The organism is Mycobacterium aquaticum, assembly GCF_002086485.1.
Classification (GTDB): domain Bacteria; phylum Actinomycetota; class Actinomycetes; order Mycobacteriales; family Mycobacteriaceae; genus Mycobacterium; species Mycobacterium aquaticum.
Map to the genome: position 1 here is coordinate 61,059 of NZ_MVHF01000014.1, position 20,329 is coordinate 81,387.

Annotated in this window: 17 protein-coding genes; 3 read left to right on the top strand and 14 right to left on the bottom strand. The window is 66.9% G+C overall.

The genetic code is table 11. The features are described from left to right. Nucleotides 1-2: 2 nt before the first annotated feature. The 14 genes from BST13_RS15760 to BST13_RS15825 all read right to left on the bottom strand — a co-directional run bounded on the left by BST13_RS15760 (nt 3) and on the right by BST13_RS15825 (nt 16,376). Entirely contained in the window at nt 3-986 is a 984-nt protein-coding gene (locus tag BST13_RS15760) for an alpha-ketoacid dehydrogenase subunit beta (protein ID WP_211296102.1), read from the bottom strand. Between the two features lie 34 nt (nt 987-1,020). Continuing rightward, nucleotides 1,021-2,058, bottom strand: a complete 1,038-nt coding sequence (pdhA, locus tag BST13_RS15765; RefSeq protein WP_083164962.1) for a pyruvate dehydrogenase (acetyl-transferring) E1 component subunit alpha — start codon at nt 2,056-2,058, stop codon at nt 1,021-1,023. A gap of 10 nt (nt 2,059-2,068) precedes the next feature. Next, on the bottom strand, nt 2,069-3,505 hold the full coding sequence (gene lpdA, locus BST13_RS15770) for a dihydrolipoyl dehydrogenase (RefSeq protein WP_083164963.1): 1,437 nt from the start codon (nt 3,503-3,505) through the stop codon (nt 2,069-2,071). A 58-nt stretch (nt 3,506-3,563) separates the two neighbouring features. Then, complete coding sequence (locus BST13_RS15775; RefSeq protein ID WP_083164964.1) at nt 3,564-4,787, bottom strand: PucR family transcriptional regulator; 1,224 nt, start codon at nt 4,785-4,787, stop codon at nt 3,564-3,566. Between the two features lie 9 nt (nt 4,788-4,796). Further along, a complete protein-coding gene (locus BST13_RS15780; protein ID WP_083164965.1) occupies nt 4,797-5,816 on the bottom strand; it encodes an acyl-CoA dehydrogenase family protein in 1,020 nt (339 codons plus the stop codon). Further along, entirely contained in the window at nt 5,813-6,991 is a 1,179-nt protein-coding gene (locus BST13_RS15785; protein WP_083164966.1) for an acyl-CoA dehydrogenase family protein, read from the bottom strand. Before BST13_RS15785 ends, BST13_RS15780 begins: the two co-directional genes overlap by 4 nt. Next, nucleotides 6,988-7,878, bottom strand: coding sequence for an acyl-CoA dehydrogenase family protein (locus tag BST13_RS15790; protein ID WP_083164967.1), 891 nt, complete (start codon nt 7,876-7,878; stop codon nt 6,988-6,990). Before BST13_RS15790 ends, BST13_RS15785 begins: the two co-directional genes overlap by 4 nt. Then, nucleotides 7,875-9,023 carry an acyl-CoA dehydrogenase family protein gene (locus tag BST13_RS15795; RefSeq protein WP_083164968.1) on the bottom strand — a complete coding sequence of 383 codons (1,149 nt, stop codon included), beginning with the start codon at nt 9,021-9,023 and terminating at the stop codon, nt 7,875-7,877. The genes BST13_RS15790 and BST13_RS15795 overlap by 4 nt, the downstream gene beginning before the upstream one ends. A gap of 10 nt (nt 9,024-9,033) precedes the next feature. Further along, a complete protein-coding gene (locus BST13_RS15800; RefSeq protein ID WP_083164969.1) occupies nt 9,034-10,185 on the bottom strand; it encodes a CaiB/BaiF CoA transferase family protein in 1,152 nt (383 codons plus the stop codon). After that, nucleotides 10,178-11,110, bottom strand: coding sequence for an SDR family NAD(P)-dependent oxidoreductase (locus BST13_RS15805; protein ID WP_245839648.1), 933 nt, complete (start codon nt 11,108-11,110; stop codon nt 10,178-10,180). The genes BST13_RS15800 and BST13_RS15805 overlap by 8 nt, the downstream gene beginning before the upstream one ends. Next, a complete protein-coding gene (locus BST13_RS15810; RefSeq protein ID WP_083164971.1) occupies nt 11,107-12,951 on the bottom strand; it encodes a flavin-containing monooxygenase in 1,845 nt (614 codons plus the stop codon). Before BST13_RS15810 ends, BST13_RS15805 begins: the two co-directional genes overlap by 4 nt. Next, nucleotides 12,948-14,120, bottom strand: a complete 1,173-nt coding sequence (locus BST13_RS15815; RefSeq protein WP_083164972.1) for an LLM class flavin-dependent oxidoreductase — start codon at nt 14,118-14,120, stop codon at nt 12,948-12,950. Before BST13_RS15815 ends, BST13_RS15810 begins: the two co-directional genes overlap by 4 nt. A gap of 67 nt (nt 14,121-14,187) precedes the next feature. After that, nucleotides 14,188-15,507 (bottom strand): aromatic ring-hydroxylating oxygenase subunit alpha, encoded by a 1,320-nt coding sequence (locus tag BST13_RS15820; RefSeq protein ID WP_083164973.1) that lies wholly within the window; start codon nt 15,505-15,507, stop codon nt 14,188-14,190. 20 nt (nt 15,508-15,527) lie between these two features. Further along, on the bottom strand, nt 15,528-16,376 hold the full coding sequence (locus BST13_RS15825; protein WP_083164974.1) for an SDR family NAD(P)-dependent oxidoreductase: 849 nt from the start codon (nt 16,374-16,376) through the stop codon (nt 15,528-15,530). 144 nt (nt 16,377-16,520) lie between these two features. Here BST13_RS15825 and BST13_RS15830 point away from each other — a divergent pair, with 144 nt between their 5' ends. Genes BST13_RS15830 through BST13_RS15840 form a run of 3 tightly spaced genes read left to right on the top strand, consistent with a single transcriptional unit; the run spans nt 16,521 to nt 20,328 of the window. Beyond that, a complete protein-coding gene (locus BST13_RS15830) occupies nt 16,521-18,110 on the top strand; it encodes an NHL repeat-containing protein (RefSeq protein ID WP_083164975.1) in 1,590 nt (529 codons plus the stop codon). Then, a complete protein-coding gene (locus BST13_RS15835) occupies nt 18,107-18,844 on the top strand; it encodes a GntR family transcriptional regulator (protein WP_083164976.1) in 738 nt (245 codons plus the stop codon). Before BST13_RS15830 ends, BST13_RS15835 begins: the two co-directional genes overlap by 4 nt. Next, entirely contained in the window at nt 18,841-20,328 is a 1,488-nt protein-coding gene (locus BST13_RS15840) for an AMP-binding protein (protein ID WP_245839649.1), read from the top strand. The genes BST13_RS15835 and BST13_RS15840 overlap by 4 nt, the downstream gene beginning before the upstream one ends. Nucleotide 20,329 lies beyond the last annotated feature (1 nt).

Here is a 20,329-nt window from a genome sequence, read left to right on the forward strand (position 1 = left end):
TATCAGAGCCGGCCGACGGCGGCGAGTGTTTCGCGGGCTGCGGTGTAGAGCGATTCGGCCGACGGCAAGGCTGCCTGCTCGAGCGGTTTGGCGTAGGGCAGCGGAACTTCGGCGGCGGCGACGCGACGCACGGGGGCGTCGAGGTAATCGAAGGCACCGTCCGAGATCGACGCGGCGACCTCCGCGCCGATGCCGTAGGTGAGCCAGTCGTCTTCGGCGATGACGGCGCATCCGGTCTTGCGGACCGACTCCACCAGGGTCTCGCGGTCGAGCGGGCGCAAGCTGCGCAGATCGATGACCTCGGCGTCGATTCCGTCGTCATCGTGCAGTCGTCGCGCGACCTGCGTTGCGACAGCGGCCATTCGGGAGTAGCCGATGAGCGTGATGTCAGTGCCCTCCCTGCGGACGGCGGCCTTGCCGATCTCGGCGGGCTCCAGGTCGGTGGGCACTTCGCCTTTGGTGTTGTACAGCGCGAGGTTCTCCAGGAACAGCACGGGATCGTCATCGCGGATGGCGGCCCGCATCAGCGCCCGGGCGTCGGCCGGGGTACTCGGCGCGACGACCTTGAGGCCCGGCACGAAGGCGTAGTAGAGCTCGATGTTCTGCGAATGCGTTGCGCCGAGCTGTTGCCCACCGCCGCCGGGGGTACGGATCACCATGGGCACGCTGGTCTGGCCGCCGAACATGCCGTAGATCTTGGCGGCATGGTTGACGATCTGGTCGAGCGCCAGCAGCGAGAAGTTGATCGTCATGATCTCGACGACGGGACGCAGCCCCAGCATGGCCGCGCCCACTGCGGCACCGACGAAACCCTCTTCGGCGATGGGAGTGTCGCGTACCCGCTTCTCGCCGAACTCTGCGAGCAGGCCCGCGGTAATCTTGTAGGAGCCCTCGAAAACGCCGATCTCCTCACCGATCAGGAAGACCGAGTCGTCGCGATGCATCTCCTCACGCAGAGTTTCGCGCAGCGCTTCACGATAACTGATGACAGGCAACGGTTTTCCTTCTGCTGAAGTGCGGTCAGAACAACGGGTCGGCGGGTAGCCGGCGGGACTCGCCGGGCACCGGGGTGGCGTAGGTGTAGTCGAACAGCGTCGACGGATCGGGATGCGGGCTCGCATCGGCGTACGCCACGGCGGCGTCGGCCTCTTCCTGGGCCGAGCGCTCCAGTGCCGCTGCGCCGTCCTCGTCACATGCGCCGACTCGCAGCAGGGTCGCCTTGAACAGCGTCAAGGGATCCGCGTCTTGCGCTGCGGCGACATCGGTTTCGCTGCGGTACTTCGCGGGGTCGACGACGGAGTGTCCACGCAACCGGTGGCTGACCGCTTCCAGCAGGGCTGGTTTGCCTTGCGTGCGGGCCGCCTCGACCAGGCGGCGCGCTGTGTCACGCACCGCGAGCACATCGGTGCCGTCGACGCGCTCCCCGACCATGCGGTACGCCGCGGCCCGTTTGTACAGCTCGGGTTCGGCCGACGAGCGCTCGACCGTGGTGCCCATGCCGAGGTTGTTGTTGATCACCACGAACACCACGGGCAGGCGCCACAACGCGGCGATGTTGAGCGACTCGTGGAACGCGCCGATGTTCGTGGTGCCGTCGCCCATCTGGCACATCACCACGTCGTCGCCGCCGCGGTAGTCGATGGCCAGCGCCGCACCGACGGCCAGCGGAAGTTGGCCTCCCACAATGCCGTAGCCGCCGAGCAGACGAGTGTCGGTGTCGTACATGTGCATCGAGCCGCCCCAGCCCTTGGACGTGCCGGTGCTGCGGCCGTACAGTTCGGCCATCACCCGCTTGGGGTCGATACCCTTGGCGATCGCGTAGCCGTGTTCACGGTAGTTGGTGAACAGGTAGTCGGTGGGCCGCAGGGCGGCCATGAGCCCGACCACGGTGGCCTCCTCACCGAGGTTGAGGTGGCAGTACCCACCCACTTTGGCCTGTGTGTAGCCCTGCGCGGCCCGCTCCTCGAAGCGCCGGATCAACACCATCTGCCGGTAGTAGGCACACAGGGTGTTGAGGTCTTCTCCGGCGAGAGCGGGCCGGTCGATCGTGTCCGTCATGCAGAACTCCTCAGCGCTTCGGTGGCGCGATGTGTACGGGCAGCCCCAGCGCAGCGAGCGCGGCTTCCATACCGATCTCGCCGAGTGTCGGGTGCGCGTGGATGGTGTCGGCCAGTTCGTCGAGCGTCGCCTCAAGCGCCATTGCCAATGCGCCCTCGGTGATCAGGTCACTGGCTGCGGGTCCGATGATGTGCATGCCGAGCACTTCGCCGTACTTGGCTGCGGCCACGATCTTCACGAAACCTTCGCTGTCACCGAAGGTTCGGGCCCGGCCGAGCGCGGCGAACGGGAACTTGGCGGTCACGGGATCGTGCCCGGCCGCCTTCGCCTGCGCCTCGGTGAGCCCCACACTGGCGATCTCGGGATGGGTGAACGTGGCCGCAGGCACGACGTCGTAGTCGATGCGCTTGTCGTGTCCGGCCAGCACGTCGGCTGCGGTCAGCCCTTGATGCGACGCGACGTGGGCCAGCAGCGCCTTGCCGGTGACATCACCGATGGCGTAGACGCCCTCGACGTTGGTCCGCAGTTGCTCGTCGACCACGATGAAACCGCGCGCGTCGGCGGTCACGCCGGTGGTCTCGAGGCCGAGTTCGGCAGTGTTGGGTTTGCGTCCCACACCGAAAAGCACGACGTCGGTATCGATCTCCTGCGGCTTCGGGCCATCGACGGTCACCCGCAGCGCAGCTGTCTGGGCGATCGCGCTGACGGTCGAGCCGCTGAGCACCGTGATGCCGCGCTGCCTGAACGAACGGCCTAGGGCCGCACCGATATCGGCGTCCTCGGCAGGAACGAGCGAGTCACGCATCTCGACGACCGTGACGGCCGAGCCGAACGCGGCGAACAGGCTGGCCCATTCGGCGCCGACGGCGCTGCCCCCGACGATGACGATTCGCTCTGGCACCTCGGTGAGCCCGAACGCGCCGTCGGACGTGATGACGCCGGGCAGGTCGGCGCCCGGGATGGGCAGCGGAATGGGGGTGGATCCGGTCGCGATGATGATGTCGCGCGCGGTGGCGCGGTCGACGACCTCGGCCGGTGTCGCCGCGTACCGGGGACCGTCACCTGCAGGAACGTCGCAGATCTCCACGGTGGTGGGCCCGGTGAATCGCGCGTGACCCTCGATCACGGTGACGCCGTTGGCTTTCAGCAGGCCGGCCACGCCGTCGGTCAGCCCGGTGACGACCTCGGTCATGCGCCGTCGCACCGCGGTGTAGTCGAATCCGACGTTGTCGGCACGTATTCCGTACTCGGCGGCGTCGCGCACGGTCTGCAGCACCTCGGCCGACCGCAGCATGGCCTTGGTGGGGATGCAGCCCCAGTTGAGGCACACGCCGCCGGGGCGCTCCTTTTCCACCAGCCCCACCGAGAGCCCATGTTGGGCCGCACGGATCGCTGCGACGTAGCCGCCGGGCCCGCCACCGATCACCAGAAGATCGAACTCACGCACGCAGTTGAGTCTGCTGGCGTGTGAGCGCCGCCACCATGCGCGTCGGCCCAGCGTTGGATCACTCAGATTGGGCAGAGTGCCCAATCTGAGGCAAATCGAGCGCGGACAGCGCGAGGGAGAGTTCGACGTAGGCGGCTCGACCGTGCAGCGGCCTGCCGATCAGTTCGGTGATCCGGTTCAGTCGGTTGAGCACCGTGTTGCGGTGACAGTGCAGCCGGACGGCCGCGTTGGCCGTCGACCGGTCCTCTTCCAGCCAGACGACCAACGTCTCGAGCAGAACATCGCGTTCGCGGACCGGGCGGTCCAGGACACCGCCGAGATTGCGGGCGACGAGTCGCTGGGCGAGGTCGGGCGATCGCACCAGCAGAGCCTCGGGATAGTGGTCGCCGAACGACACCAACTCTGTCGTGTTCGGCGGCACCATGCTCAAGGCGATCAGTGCCAGCGTGTAGGCCGAGCCGGCCTCGGCGAGCCCCGACACTGCGGGCGAAGCCGCGGCACGTCCCCGGGCCAGCGGCCGCAGGCGGGCGATCACGCCGTCGGCGTCGCGCTGCTCCAGCGCCACCACGCCGATGCGGGTGTCGACCTTGGTCTGCCACACCGACCGGAAGCCGAGCGCATCGAGCGCGGTTCCCGGGCTCGCCAGCGCAGGGGTGCCGTCCGGCCGCACGTCTGCCACTATCACCAGGTAGCCGCCCTTGGCGGGCAGTTCCAGCTCCCGCGCCACCCGCGCGGCGAAGCCCGCGTCGCCGGCGCGCCGACCGAGCAGATCCTCGATCAGGGCATTGCGGCGCTGCTCGTCGTGGCGCACCCGCTCCTGCTCGCTGTCCCGGTAGGACGTCGACAGTGCCGAGGACAGCTCGTCGATCACCGTCCATGTCGCGGTGCCGGCATCGAGCACGTCATTGGGTGCGACACCACTGTCCTCGGCGCGCTCCAGCAGCGCCTGCCAGACGACCCGGCCGCCGAGCCGAAAGGTCCGCAGCATGACCTCCAGCGGCACGCCCTGCTCGGCGCGGTGTCGGGCGATCGCGCCCACCACCTCGTCGGCATGGTCGAGGTCACCGCCCCGGCCGCTCAGCAGCTCCAGCACGCGGGTGAGGTAGTCCCGGCAGCCGTCCCGCAAATCCTCGCGGGGCACGCTGGCGTAATCGGTCCACTCAGGGTTGTCGGTGAAGATCGCCGACAGCAGCCGATCGATCAGTGTCTCGACGTCGGGCAGGGTGGCTTCGGCCAACTCACGGGTGACCTCGGTCGCGAATCCCGGGTGTCGCTTCTGCACAGCCGCACCCTACTGGTAGCGCTCCGCGAGCCGGGCCCGATGAGCCGCAGAGGAGCCGAACAGCGCGCGGTTGAGCGCGGCCCGTTTGAGGTAGACGTGGACGCCGCTCTCCCACGTGTAGCCGACGCCGCCGTGCAATTGCATGGCCTTGCCCGTGACCTCGACCGCGGTATCGCATGCGTACGCCTTGGCCATGGCTGCCGTGATCTTGTTGGGGTCGTCGACTGCGGACATCACCAGCTGCCGCGCCACCGCGATCCGCACCAGCATGTCGGCACAGGCGTGTTTGACGGCCTGGAACGCACCGATCGGCTGACCGAATTGACGGCGCACGCCAACATAGGACACCGTGGCGTCGAGCATCGCCTGCGCGAGGCCGAGGCTGTCGCAGGCCACGGCCAGTGCTGCGCGGTCCCGCAAGCCCTGCAGCCGCGTGTGCGGATCCCCGTCGAATCGCCACACCGCCGCTGCGTCCACCTCGACGCCGTCGGCGGTCACGGTGGACAGCCTGCGGGTCTCGTCGAGCACCGGTTGATCGGCGATGTGCAGGCCGACGGCATCCGACGCGACGTCGACGAGCACCGGCGTCCCCTGGGCATCCGTGGCGGGCAGCAGAAGTCGTTGTGCGACAGCCGCATCCGGTACGAAGACGGCGTGGCCGTGAATGCGGCAGCCGGTGGCGAGTTCGAAACCAGGCGAAGCTCGCTCGGCGGACAACGCGAGCGCGACGCTGGTGTTGCCTGCAGTCGCATCCCGCAGTAGTCGGTCGCGGAACTCGCCTTCCTGCACCGCAAGCAAGGCGCTGATGCCGAGCACCGCACCGCCCAGATAGGCGGTCGGCGCGGCAGCCCGGCCGATCTCCTCACAGATCACCGCGACCTCGGCGAGGGTGGCACCCGAGCCGCCGAACTCCTCCGGTGCATCCACACCGACCCAGCCTGCCTGCACGAGCAGCGGCCAGTCGGTGTCCTTGGCGAGAAGATCGCGTGCCACGGAACGCAATTCGTCATGCAGCTCTGCGAAACTCATCGGGGCAGCCCCAATCCTCGCTCAGCGATGATGGTGCGCTGGATCTCGCTGGCCCCGCCCGGGATGGTCCACTCCCACGAGCCGATGAAGTCGAGCATTAAGTTGCCGGACTCCCAGCCGCTGGAAACCGGTTTGGTCAGGACGGTCTGTGCGGGCAGGCCGCCGATCTCGGCGCCGAACCCGGTCATTCGCTGCAGCAGTTCGCTGTAGTACAGCTTGGCGATCGATGCATCGGCCGGGCCGGCCTGCCCCATCGCGCTGCGTTCCACCAAATCGCGGCACAGACCGCGCAAGCCGGCGAGTTCGATCTCGAACTGCGCCAGTCGATCCGCCACCAGCGCATCGTCAACTGGAGCACACGCTTGCACGAGCCAGCGGAAACCCGCATTGCTCAACCGCTCGGCCAACTCCAGCATCGTCATGCCCCGCTCGGCACCCAAGGTGGCCTGAGCGACCCGCCACCCGTCGTTGACGGGTCCGACCAGATTGGCCTCCGGGATCACGACGTCGTCGAGGAAGATCTCGCAGAAGTGCGACTCGCCCACCGCATTACGGATCGGTCTGACCTCTATGCCCGGTGTCGTCATGTCCATCAGGAAGTACGAGATGCCATGCCGTTTCGGCGCATCCGGATCGGTGCGGGCCAGCAGCAGGCACCAGTCCGCGTGCATCGCGCCGCTGGCCCAGAGCTTCTGCCCATTGACAACGAACGTGTCGCCGTCGCGTCTCGCACTCGTGCGCAGCGCCGCCAGATCAGATCCGGCGTCCGGCTCGGAGAACCCCTGAACCCAGATCTCGCCGTCGAGGATAGCCGGGAGGTGACGCGCCTTCTGCTCGTCCGTCCCGGCGAAGAGCAGGGTCGACGCCGCGTGGTGGATACCGACGAAGGCCAGTACCAGGCGCGGTGCGTCGTGCGCGGCGAGCTCCTGATACAACACGATCTGCTGGGGCACGCTCATCTGCCCTTGTGCTCCTCGCGTCCGCATGTTGCCGCCCCATTCGGCCGGCCAGTGCGGCACCGCGTAACCGGCGCCGTGCAGCTCGGCGAACCAGAACTTCTGGAAAGCCACGAATTCCTCATCGCTGACGCCGGTTTGGGCGGTCCGCCAGTCGGTGGGGACGTGCTGCGCGCACCAGTCACGCACCGTCGCACGGAATGCGTCGAGTTCGGTCACGAGAACAACCCGGTCAGTCCACGCCGGCCGAGACGTCGGGTGAGGATGTCGCGGGTCTGGGACAGTCCAAATGGCAAGCGGCGCAACGGCTGGCTGTACCGCGACAGCCAGGACAGCGTGGTCTCATCGCAGAAGCCGACCGCGCCGTGCAATTGATGGCATACGCGGAACACCACCTCGGCGGCCTCGATCGCGGCGAGCCGCAGCGCCAATGCGTCGTTGATCGCGGTCGTGCTGTCGGAGGTGGCCAGGCTCCACAGCGCGTATTTGGCCAGGATGTCGACGCCGCTGCGCTCGACCTCCGAGTCGGTCAGCTGGAACTGGACACCTTGGAACGACGCCAAAGTCTGGCCGAACTGCTTGCGCAGGCTCACATGTGCGACGGTCACGTCGATGGCGCGGTCGAGCATGCCGAGCAGCGTCCAGCACGGCAACACCAAACCCAGTGCGACGTCAGCGGTGCCGTCGTCGGCCGTGAGCTCCAGCGCCGTGCTGAAGGCCGGACCGACCGCACCCAGCCGGGCGACACGGCTGCGCCCGCCGTCCAATGTCACCGCGTACCAGTCTGTTCCGAGACCGGCGAGCGGCGCTTCAGGCGCGGTGTCGGAAACGACGACTACGCCGGCCAGCCGTTCGGCCACCGGGTACGGCAGCGCCCAGTAACCTGCACTGCGGCACAATGCCGCCGCCGATTGCAGTGCATCGGGACCGCTGCGGGGGTCGAGTTCCCACGCCCCGAGGCCGTCGAGCACAGGCGCCACCAACGCTTCGCGCGTCTCTGGCTTCGCCTCAGCTTGTTGCAGCAGCTGATCCCCGCCCGCTGCCGCAATAGCCCGAACGGCCTGGCGGCCATATTCTCTCGCGATGTCGCCGAGATCGATGATCACGCTCTGGCCTCGGTAAGCATGGCGCGGGACAACAGGATGCGTTGCATCTCGATGCTGCCCGAGGACACCGTGGAGGCCTGTGCGTAGCGCCAGTGGTCCTCGACTTCTTGGCGGAAGTGCTCACTCTCGCCGCGTGGCAGGGCCGCGATGATCTCCATGAGCACCTCGGCGCTGTCCTGATCCAGCTTGGTCACGGCGATCCGATACGCAGCCGTGTCACCGGGTTTCACCCGGCCGGTGCTCTGAAGCGAGACGACGCGGTACGCCATGAGCCGGGCTCTTCTACAGTGCGTGAGCATGCGGGTCCAACGGCCCCGCAATTCGGCGGGCAGGGTGTCCCAGGCGTCGCCGAGCACTGCTGGCGCGGCCTGCAACAATTTCTCGCACCTGGCGTAGCGCGCGATGCCGACGCGTTCGAAGGACATCACGTCCTGCACGATCGACCAGCCCTGGTCGACGGTGCCCAGAACGTCAGCCTCGGTGACCTTGAGCTCGTCGAAGAACACCTCGTTGAGATGGTGCGGGCCCATCATCGTGCGGATGGGCCGCACGGTGATGGCCGGATCCGACATGGGCACCAGGAAGATCGTCAAGCCCTGTTGTTTTTTCTCCCCCTTGGAGGTGCGGGCCAGCAGGAAGCACCACTGCGCCATGGTTGCGTACGACGTCCAGATCTTCTGCCCGTTGATGCGCCAGCCGTCGCCCTCGCGGCGCGCCGACGTGCGCAAGGACGCCAGATCGGAACCGGCCTCCGGTTCGGAAAAGCCTTGGCACCAGATCACTTCGCCGTTGGCGATGGGCGGCAGGTGTTTGCGTTGCTGCTCTTCGGTGCCGTGCCGCATGATGATGGGGCCGACCCAGTTGACCCCCATGTACTGCGCGCCGCGGGGCTCGTGATGGGCCCACATCTCTTCGCGCACGACAGTCTGCTCCCATACCGATGAGCCGCCGCCACCGAATTCCGTGGGCCACGACATGCACAGCAGATGCCGCTGCGCCAGGGTTCGGCAGAACCGCTGCGCCACATCGAGATCGGCGGGGTCGTCGGTGAATGCGCCGAGGAAGCCCGCGGGTATCTGGTCGGCGATCAGCCCGCGCAGTTCGCCGCGCAGCGTGTTGGCAGCCTCACCCAGGTCGAAGTCCACTGATCGTCCCCTATGCGGTCTTGTGATCGACGCCGAGTTCGGCGAGTATCGCGGCGGTGTCGGCACCGAGCTCCGGCGCGAACCCCTGGACGCGGCCGGGTGTCCGGGAGAACCACGTCGGCACACCTGGAAACCGCACCGGCCCGTGCGGGGTGTCGACGGTCTCGAACAGGCCGACGGCGTTGAGGTGCGGATTGTCGAACAACGCGTCCGGCGTGTGCACCCCGGCCGCGGGAATCTCCAAGTCCCGGAACAGCTGCAGCCACTCATCGGTGGTGCGTTCCTTCAAAGTCTGCGCCAGCAGGCCATATACCGTGTCGATCTGATGAGCCCGCTGCTCCAGCGTCGCGAACTGTGGTCCGTTCCAGGCGGGTTGAACCCGCTCGATGAACGCATTCCAGTGCTTGTCGTTGTAGATCAACGCCGCGATCTGGCCGTCCTTGGTGTCATAAGGCTTGCGGTTGGGCGCGACCGCACGCGGGTAGACCGCGGGGCTCAGCGGCGGATCGAACATGGCGCCGTTGGCGTGCTCGACGAGCATGAACGAGGCCATGGTCTCGAACATGCTGACCTCGACCTCCTGCCCCTCGCCGGTACGTTCACGGTGGAACAGCGCCATCATCGTCGCGTACAGCGCGGTCAGACCTGCGACCTTGTCGGCCATGATGGTGCCGACATAGCTTGCCTCGCCCGTCAATTGCGCTTGCACGGCGGGCAATCCGCATTCGGCCTGGATGGTGTCGTCGTAGGCGGGGCGATCGGCATCCGGCCCGCGCCGGCCGTAGCCATAGCAGTTGGTGTAGACGATCGCCGGGTTGATCGCGGTGACGTCGTCGTAGCCGAAGCCGAGTTTGACGATCGCCTTGGCCCGCATCGAATGAATGAACACGTCGGCGGTTGCGATCAATGCGCGCAACGATTCCCGGCCCGCGTCGGTCTGCAGATCCAGCACGATCCCCCGCTTGCCGCGGTTGACGTTCGCGAACACGCCGCTCATACCCGGTGTTGGACCGACCGAGATGTACCGCGTGTTGTCCCCTTGCGGCGGTTCGACCTTGATCACGTCAGCACCCATGTCGGCCATGATCTGCGTGCAGTACGGGCCCATCACCATGGCGGTGAGGTCCACCACGCGCACGCCGCGCAGAGGTCCGCTAGACATGGGCTCGCCCGTCTCTGCTCCTCGCGTCCGCGGCCCCGAAGCTGTAGCGGATGTGTTCGGCGTGGCCGTCGGGGACGACCGGGAACGTCACGGGCGCGCTCAGATCCCGGATCGCGTCGATGTCGGCGGCGACCTCCTCGATCGTCCACTCCGGCCGGTAGACACCCGTCGACTCCGAGACGACGGCGCGGGCCACGCGGCCGGCGATCGCGACGAGCACTTCGCCGGTGACACTGCAGGTTTCGTGGGCGAGCCAACCCACGACAGGTGCTACCAAATCCGCGCCCATCGGCGGATAGGCCGACGTATCGAGGCCTTCGGCCATGCGCGTCACGGCACCGGGCACGATGGCGTTGCACGTCACGCCCTCCGCGGCACCTTCCAGCGCGACGACGTTGCACAGTCCGACGATGCCCGCCTTGGCCGCCGCATAGTTGGCGACTCCGTGATTTCCGTACAGGCCGCCGATCGAGCTTGTCAGCACGATCCTGCCGTATCCGGCGTCGCACATGAGCGGAAAAGCCTGCCGCACAACATGAAATGCGCCCCGGAGGTGAACGTCGAGCACGGCATCGAAGTCGTCGTAGCTCATGTCCTTGAGAGAACCGCGCCGCACGATGCCGGCGTTGTGGATCAGGATGTCGATGCGGCCGTAGGCCTCCAGCGCGGCGTCGACGATGGCGCGGCCACCGGCAGCGGTGGCGACCGTATCGGTGTTGGCGACGGCTTGTCCACCGTCCGCGCGGATTTGGTCGACCACCGCGTGCGCCGGGCCGGGATCGGTGCCGTCGCCGGCGAGGCTGCCACCGGGATCGTTGACGACCACCTTGGCGCCACGCGATGCCAGCAGCAGCGCGTACTCGCGGCCCAAGCCGCGGCCGGCTCCGGTGATGACGGCGACGCGCTCGTCGAAGCGCAGGTTCACGTGGTTTCCAGGCCTTCGAGATCGCCCTTGTCCCGCCATGCCTTGAGCAACCCGCCGAACGCGTAGAACCCGGGACCATAGGGCTCACCTAAATGAGATCGAATCCCCTCCGCGTCCTTTCCAACCCCGCCGCCTTCGTTGTTGTAATAGCCGGGTGTGCATTCGGCGTCGAACGCCGAGGTGTCGATGTATGACTCCTTGATGGTCTGGCACCAGCCGTCCTGTGCCTGCCGGCTGGGTTCGACCGTGGTGATGCCGCGGCGCAGCGCCTCGGCGATCACGTAGGCGATGTGCTCGCCCTGCAGTTCGTAATTGGCCGCGATGTTGGCCGAGATGCCGACCTGGGTGAACCCGGTGAAGAACTGGTTGGGGAATCCGCGGCTGGTCATACCGTGCAGTGTCTTGTAGCCGTCGGCCCACGCGTCGTACAGCGACAGACCGTCGCGGCCCTTGATGGCGTCGATGGAGTAACGCCTGCTGATCTCGGTGGTGATCTCGAAACCGCTGGCGAAGATGATGCAGTCGACGTCGTATTCCTGGCCGTTGGCGACGATGCCCTCGGCGGTGATCCGTTCGACGCCTTTGGATTCGGACACGTCGACCAGGGTGACGTTGGGCCGGTTGAAGGTCGGCAGATAGTCGTCGTTGGAACACGGTCTCTTGCACAGGAACCGGTAGTACGGCTTGAGCGCCTCGGCGGTGTCGGGGTCCTCCACCAGGGCCTCGACCCGGCGGCGCAGCCGCTCCATGACCTTGTAGTCCTCTTCTTCGCGCAGACCCATGAACTGCTCGGGCGTCATCGCCGTCGGATCCGGCAGGGCCAGCACCCGGGCAGCGGTGTTGCGCCCCAGCTCGGTCCAGAAGTCGCATACCAGATCCGGCTGGCCGAGTGCCATGCCTTCGAAGGTCCAGGCGTGGAAGTTGCGTTGGCGTTCCTTCTGCCAACCCGGCTGCAGCGTCTTGACCCACTCGGGGTCGGTCGCGGTGTTGTTGCGTTCGTCCACGGTGGACGGCGTGCGCTGGAACACGTACAGGTGCTGAGCATCTCGCCCCAGGTGCGGCACCAACTGCACACCGGTGGCGCCGGTGCCGATCAGCGCGACCTTCTTGTCGGCCAGCTTGTCGAGCCCGCCGGAGCTGTCACCCCCGGTGTAGTCGTAGTCCCAGCGCGACGAGTGGAAGATGTGGCCCTCGAAGTCCTTGATGCCGGGGATGCCGGGCAGTTTGGGTCGGTTGAATGATCCGGACGCCATCACCACGAACCGGGCGCGGATGTCGTCTCCCCGGTTGGTGCCGATGCGCCACCGCCGGATGTCGTCTTCCCACGTCAAGTCCTTGACCTGGGTGGAGAAGATGGCGCCGTCGTAGAGCCCGTAGTGCTTGCCGATGTTGCGGCAGTGCTGCCAGATCTCCGCCCCGTCGGCGAACTTCTTGCTCGGCATGAAGTCGAGCTCTTCCAGAAGGGGTATGTAGCAGTAGGACTCGTTGTCACACTGGATACCCGGATAGCGGTTCCAATACCAGACCCCGCCGAAATCTCCGCCCATCTCGATGATGTGCACGTCCTCGACGCCGGCCTTCTTCAAGTAGGCACCGGTGAGCAGACCGGCGAAGCCACCACCGAGCACAGCCACGTCGATGTCGACGTCGATCGAGTCCCGCTCGACGTACGGGGTGTGCGGGTCGACCTCGCCGAATTCGGAGAACTGCGCTCCGGTCTGCAGATATTGCCGAGAACCCTCTGCGCGCAACCGCTTCTCGCGTTCGACGCGGTACTTCTCCCGCAGCGCAGCGATGTCGATGTCGGTGGGGGTGTCGGTGGGCCCGCAGTCGTTGGTCATACGTTGGCCTTTTCCGGCAGCGCGGCGGGGTGCAGCGGGGCGTCCATCTCGTGAACGGCGGGCAGCACCTCTTCGGCGAACAGCCGGACGCTTTCGAAAGCCTTCTCGTACGGCATGGTGCCGAACTGCGGGACGATGGTGACCTCGCAGAACGAGCATGCCTCCTGCGCGGCCTTGAGCTTCTCGAATACCGTTTGCGGCGTCCCGATCAGCAGGTTCGAGGCGTGGTATCCGGGCGGGCCGCCCTTCTTCTGATTGCCGACCTCCGATGCCAGCAGAGCAGTGGCACTGGCCTCGCGCGCGGCATAGGCCTCATAGCCCTTGACGCCCTGGAAGTTCGACGCGTCGGCAAAACCGTAGTGCACGTTGACGTCCCGGTTGGCGGTCCAGATCCATTCCGCCGTGTCTTGAGCCTGGTCTTCCGATGGCACGCAGTACATGAACATCACGTTCTTCGGCTGACACGGCCCCAGACCTTCCTCGGCACGGTAGGTGTTGACCTTGCGGACCTCCTCGCCGGCGTCCGTGATCGGCTTGTTGCCGACGAAGAGCGGCACCATGCCGCGCCGCGACAGGATCTCCAGCGATTCCGCGGTCGAGGACGAGCTGTAGATGCGATCGAACAGATCGGTGCTGATCGGTTCTGGGCGCAGCGACATCTCCGGGAACGAGAAGATCTTGCCGCCGTAGGAGAACCGCTCGCCGGAGAACGCCAGCTTGAGGATGTCCAGCGTCTCGTTGAACCGGTCGCGGCTCTCCTCGCGCGGAACGCCGACGGCCGCGAACTCGGCCTTGGACACGCCGCGGCCCAGGCCGATGGTGGTGTAGCGGCCGTTGGAGACGATGTCGAGGTAGGCGATCTGCGTCGCCAGCCGGATCGGGTTCCACCACGGCACCACCGCGACGAAGGTGCCCAGGCTGACCCGCTCGGTGCGCCCGGCGAAATAGGTGAGAGCCTGAATCGGGTTGGGCGTCATGCCATATGGCGTGCCGTGGTGCTCGGGGAACCAGATGCCGTCGAAGCCGAGTGGTTCGGCCATGTCGCCGAGGGCCAGCGCGGCCTGCACGCACTTGTAGTCGGGCGTGACGGGCGGGCTGGCGAAATCGCCGGCGAGCACGCGGTCCCAATCGTGGGAGTTCTGGGCCCCCGTACCGAGATTGACCTTCATGTTCTCTCCTCAAACTGAGTGATCTGTGGAGTCTCAGCCGTGCCGAGGACGGTTGAGACTCCACAAATCACTGGATGTCGTGGGGTTCTCCGACGCCCATGTACTTCGACAGTTGGTAGTGCAGGTTGACGGTGCTGCGTTCGCGGTACGGGTTGGGTTTGGTGCCGGGAAAACCGGCCGATTTCATGCCCCGCTGGACGGCGGCCATGTTGGAGAAATCCTGTGGCAGCACCGACAACCAGTCGGGACTGTCGGCCGGGGTGTACACCCATTCGGTCTGGGGTTCTTGGCCTTTCGGGTACAGCTCGAACACCGACACCTCGAAGATGCACTTGTCGGGGTCGTACGTCGGATCGGGCCTGGCGCTGTAGCACAGGGCGCTGGTGAGGCCCTGCCCGATCTGGAAGTTCGGGAAGAGCTGCCAGGCGGTGCCACTCTGGCCCAGGATGTCGGGCGGGATGGTCGGCCAGATCACGCCGCGCGCCTCGTCGTCGCGCCGGGCCGAGCTAAGCCAGTGCTCGAGCACCTTGTCGGCCGGGGTGCCTTCGGGCAGTTCGTCGACCAGGCGCTTGGCGGCGTTGACGAGCGTCTGCGTGGTGGTCGCGTTGGTCTCTTCCATGGTGTAGACCTGCATCTCGGCCGTCGAGATCCGCGGGTCCCCGGTGCCGAGCCGGATCTTGGACTTGGTCTCCTCCAAGTCATCCGGGGCGTCGTAGCCGATGTTGGAGTGCCGGCCCTGCGCTTTCGCCCAGCCCTTGAATTCGCCGAACTTGTTGAACTCCGGATGCGTGGTGAACACGTGGTAGGTCTCGTTGAAGGCCTCCATCGCGACTTTCCAGTTGCAGTCGAAGTTCAGCCATTTGCGCCACTTGTAGCGCATGTTCTCCAGCCCGAACGGGTCGAGGATCTTGGCGGCGGGAAACAGATAGTCCGCCAACGGTTCCGGGTCGGGGTCCATGTTGATGAACAGCCAGCCGCCCCAGGTGTCCACGTGCACACGGCCCAGATGAGTGTTCTCGCGCGTCAGTGCGCCTTGCCAGTCGTCCTGTTCGCGGATGTGGGTACAGGCCCCGCCCAGATCGTAGGTCCAGCCGTGGAATCCGCAGACGAACGACTTGCGGGTGCGGGCACAGGCGTTCTTGGCGCCCTTCGGGGTGTCGATCAACCGTCGACCGCGGTGCATGCACACGTTGTGGTGGGCAGCGAAGTCGTCGGCGCCGGTACGCACGACGATGATCGAGTCGTCGAGGATGTCGTAGGTGAGGTAGCTGCCGACTTCGGGCAGGTCCTCGACGCGGCCGACCTGCTGCCACACCTTGCGCCACAATCGGTCTCGTTCGGCGCGCGCGTAGTCGGGTGAGATGTAGGCGTCGACGCCGATGGTCATGGGCGTGGATAGCTCTTCGGTCACTCATGCCTCCTCATGGCGGCGCGGAAGTCGTCGTCCTTGAGGAACACCGACGTGTTGTCCGCACCGAGATGCGTCCACCGCAGGTTGAGTCCGCCGTCGACCAGCAGGGTCTGACCCGTGATGTAGCTCGACAGATCCGACAGCAGGAACAGAATCGCGCCGGCCTGCTCTTCGGGCGTGCCGCGTCGTCCCATCGCGATGGCGCGGCGGTCCCGCTCCGGGTCGGTGTCGACATACGTTGCCGAGGCGGCTGTTTCGGTGACACCGGGTGCGACGGCATTGACGCGGATACCGTCGGCGGCGAGTTCGGCCGCCAGCGTTCGGGTGGCTGCGACGATCGCGGCTTTCGCGGTGCCGTAAGCGATGTGGTACGGCGCGGAGTTCATACCGCTGATCGACGAGACCGAGACGATCGAGCCTGCATTGCCCTGCGCGCGGATCTCCGCCGCGACGGCCTGGCTCATGAAGAACATGGTTTCGAGGTTCGCGGTGAACAATTCCCGCCAGTCGGCCCGGGTGACCCGCGTCGCGGGCATCCATGTCGACGGCGCGGCACCACCGGCGACATTCACAAGGCCGTACAGCGGCACTCCGGCGCGGCGTACCTCGTCGAGCACAGTGGCGATGCCGGCATCGGTCGCGGCGTCGGCGACCACCGGCAGCACGGTCAGGCCCTGGTCCACCAAAGGCCCGACATGGGCATCGAGGTTGTCCCGCGACCGGCTGACCGCGACGACGGTCGCGCCCGCCTCGGCCGCCAACCGCGTGACGCTGGTGCCGATGCCGCCGCCACCAGCACCCGACACCACCACGACACGGCGGGCCAAACTCAGTGGACTGTCCACGCGCGGCCTATTTGTCCGGACAACATATGTTGCTCTTCATAACAGAGAACACTATTCCGCAGGGATTATTCGCCCGTCAAGGGCACCGGCGAGGAGCATCCGGCCTATTGTCTGGACTACAACGGCTTGCTAACGTCCGACATCATGAGCCCGGATGCGCGGTACCCGTCGACCCCGTCCACGGACGCGGGCTGGCATCTGCAGCGCGTCACCGCCCCGAGCCGCTTGTTCGGCGCGAACGGCCTGCGCACCGGACCCGACGGCCGCATCTACGTCGCGCAGGTGACGGGCAGCCAGATCAGCGCGGTCGATGTCGACACCGCGCGCGTGGAAACCGTCAGCGCGAAGGGCGGCGACATCATCGCGCCTGACGACGTGGCGTTCGACACGGACGGGAACCTGTATGCCACCGAGGTCATGGACGGCCGGGTGAGCGTGCGCGAACGCGCCGGCACCACCCGCGTGCTGCGCGATGACGTGCCGTCGGCCAACGGCATCACCTTCGACCGCGGTCGGCTGTTCATCGGGGAGTGCCGCGACGGCGGCCGCCTGATGGAGTTCGATCTGGGCGGCGGCGCTCCCCGGGTGCTGCTGGAGAACGTGCCGTCACCCAATGCGATGGAGGTCGGCCCGGACGGGATGTTGTACTTCCCGGTGATGGGGGCCAACGAGATCTGGCGCATCGACCCGTCCGGGGGCCAACCGCAAGTGGTTGCCGCCGGTCTCGGCGTGCCGGATGCGGTCAAATTCGATGCGCAGGGGTTCATCGTTTCGACGCAGGTGGCCAGCGGCCAGGTGCTGCGGATCGACCCGCGCACCGGCGATCACAGCCTGCTGGCTCAGCTTTCTCCCGGCCTGGACAACCTGACGTTCGTCGACGGCCGGCTGTTCGTGTCGAATTTCACCGGGGAGATCACCGAAGTCACGCCCACGGGTACGTCGACACTGCTGCCGGGCGGGCTGAACTGGCCGCTGGATCTGACGGTCGATGCCGTCGGCGATGTCTATGTCGCCGACGGCACCTACTTCTACCGGGTGGGTGCCTGCGGTGAACTGCAGACCGCCGGGATGCTCTTCACCGCAGGCTATCCGGGCTTTCTGCGCGGTGTAACTGCCTGTGGTGCAGGGGAATTCGTGGTCACCACGGCGGCCGATACGGTGGCGCGATACCGCCCGGGCGCGAGTGAGAGCGACGTGATCGCCGCGGGCGTGGACCAGCCCTACGGCGTGGCGCTGGCACCGGACGGGACGCCGGTGGTGGTCGAGCAGGGCGCGGGGCGGCTGCTGGCGATCCGCGCCGGCGCGGTGGACGTGTTGGCCGACGGTCTCGACCATCCTGTCGGGGTGACATTCGGGCCCGACGGAGCACCGCTGGTGTCGGTCGCGGGGGCCGTGGTCCAGGTGACCGGCTCGAACGTGGCGCCACTGGTCGACGGACTGGACACCCCGCAGGGGATGGTGGTTCGCGACCACGCGCTCTACATCGTCGACGCCGGGGCCAAGGCCCTCATCGAGTACGACCTCGGCACCGCGCAGCGCCGCACCATCGCGACCGGGCTGCCCGTCGGCCCGCCACCGGGTGTGGTGCCCAAACCGCTCAAGGGCATGCCGCCGTTCTCCGGGCCCCAGGGCCCGTTCGCCGGGATCACCGCCGGAGCCGATGGGACGCTCTATATTTCGGCCGACGGCGACGGCAGCGTGCTGGCGCTGCGCCGTGGCGGGATCGCGTCATGACAATAAGCCCCACGGAGCACCGCTACCTGCAGGTGGCGCGCACGCTGCGCAAAGAGATCGTCGACGGCGTGTACCCCGTCGGCTCCCAGCTGCCCACCGAACACGAACTGTGCGAACGCTTCGAGGTGAGTCGCTACACCATCCGCGAAGCGTTGCGACGCCTGCGCGATGACAACCTGGTGTCCTCACGACCACGCGCAGGCACGCTGGTGGTACCCCGCGCCGCGACGAATTCCTATGCCCAGGACGTGATGTCGATCAACGACCTACTGGCGTTCGCCACCGGCGCGCAGTTCACCATCGAATCGAACGCCATGGTGACCATCGACGACGACACGGCCGAGCGCACCGGGCTCACGGTCGGCGAACAATGCCTGGCGGTCCGCGGTTACCGGCAGGTCGACGGGGCGCCGGTGTGCTGCACCGAGTACTACATCAACCGGTCGTTCGCCGCGGTCGGCCGGCTGCTGCAGCGCCACACCGGACCGATCTTCCCGCTCATCGAGGACCTCTTCGGGGTGAGCATCATCGAGGTGCACCAGGAGATCTCCGCCGTGCTCATCACTCCCGGTCTGGCCACGGCGCTGAACGTCGCCCCGGCCAGTGCAGCGTTGCGGATGCTGCGCACCTACACCACTTCCGACGGCGAGGTCGCGCAGGTGACCGTGAACACCCACCCGGCGGATCGGTTCCGGCACTCGATGACCATGCGGCGGGTCAAAGGCCAGCCGTGAGAACCCTGGCCGACGCTCTGGCCGACGCAGCCCGCGACACGCCGGACCGGGTGTTGCTGATCGACGGCGACATGCACCTCACCTGCGACCAACTGCACTCGCGGGCAATGGGGTTGGCGCATCACATGGCACACCGGATGCCTGCCGGCAGCGTCGTCTCGTTCATGCTGCCGAACTGGCACGAGGCTGCCGTCATCTACCTGGCCGTCACGCTGGCAGGCATGGTGGTAAACCCGATCCTGCCGTCCCTGCGCGACCGGGAGCTGCGCTACATCCTTGACGACGCCGACAGCCGAATGATCTTCATCCCCCGGCAGTTCGGCGGACACGACTATGCGGCGATGCTCGCCCGGGTGACCACCGAGATGACGGCGCCGCCCGACATCGTCGTGGTGCGAGATGACACCGAACTGCCGAGCGACGAACCCGTACCACTGCCGGGCCTCGATCCCACCGCGGTGCGTATGGTCCTCTACACCTCGGGCACCACCGGACGCCCCAAAGGAGTGCTCCACAGCCATGATTCGATCGCCGCACTGATCGAGCAACTGCGCGTGCACTGGATGGTCGAACCCGGCGACACGTTCCTGGTGCCCTCCCCCATCGCCCATATCGGCGGATCCATCTACACGTTCGAATGTCCGCTGTTGTTGGGCAGCACCGCGGTGCTGATGGACCGGTGGGATGCCGATCGCGGAGTCCAGCTGATGACCGCCCACCGCTGCACCCACATGGCCGGCGCGACACCGTTTCTCGACCAGCTGTTGGCCGCTGCCGAACAGGCCGGCACTCGGTTGCCCGACCTGAAGGTGTTCATCTGTGGTGGCGCTTCGGTGCCGCCCTCGTTGATCCGCCGCGCCACAGACTATTTCGACAACGCCGTGGTGACCCGGGTGTACGGCTCGACCGAGGTGCCGGTGACCACGGTCGGTTCACTGCGGCCCGGGGACGACGATCACGCCGCCGAGACCGACGGCCGTGCCGGTGCCGCCGAGATCAGGCTGGTACGCGGCGAGATCCGGGCCCGCGGCCCGCAGATGCTGCTCGGCTACCTGCACCCCGACGACACCGCCGCGGCATTCGACGCCGACGGCTTCTTCCGTACCGGAGACCTCGGCCGGTGGGTGGACGGCGACTATCTCGTGGTGAGCGGGCGAGCCAAAGATCTCATCATCCGCAACGGCGAGAACATCTCTCCCAAGGAGGTGGAGGACGTCCTGGTGGGCGAACTGGGCATCGCCGAGATCGCGATCGTGGGCCTGCCCGACGAGCGCACCGGGGAACGGGCCTGCGCCGTAATCGTGCCTGCGTCAGGTCCCGGCCCGGATGTCGCCGCGGTAGGGCGCCTGCTCGCCGAGCGCGGCCTGGCGAAGTTCAAAACACCCGAACGCGTGGAGATCTGGGAGGCGCTGCCCAAGAACGCCGCCGGCAAGGTGTTGAAGCACCAGATCCGGACGGCACTGCTGGCAGGGAGGAACGACTGAG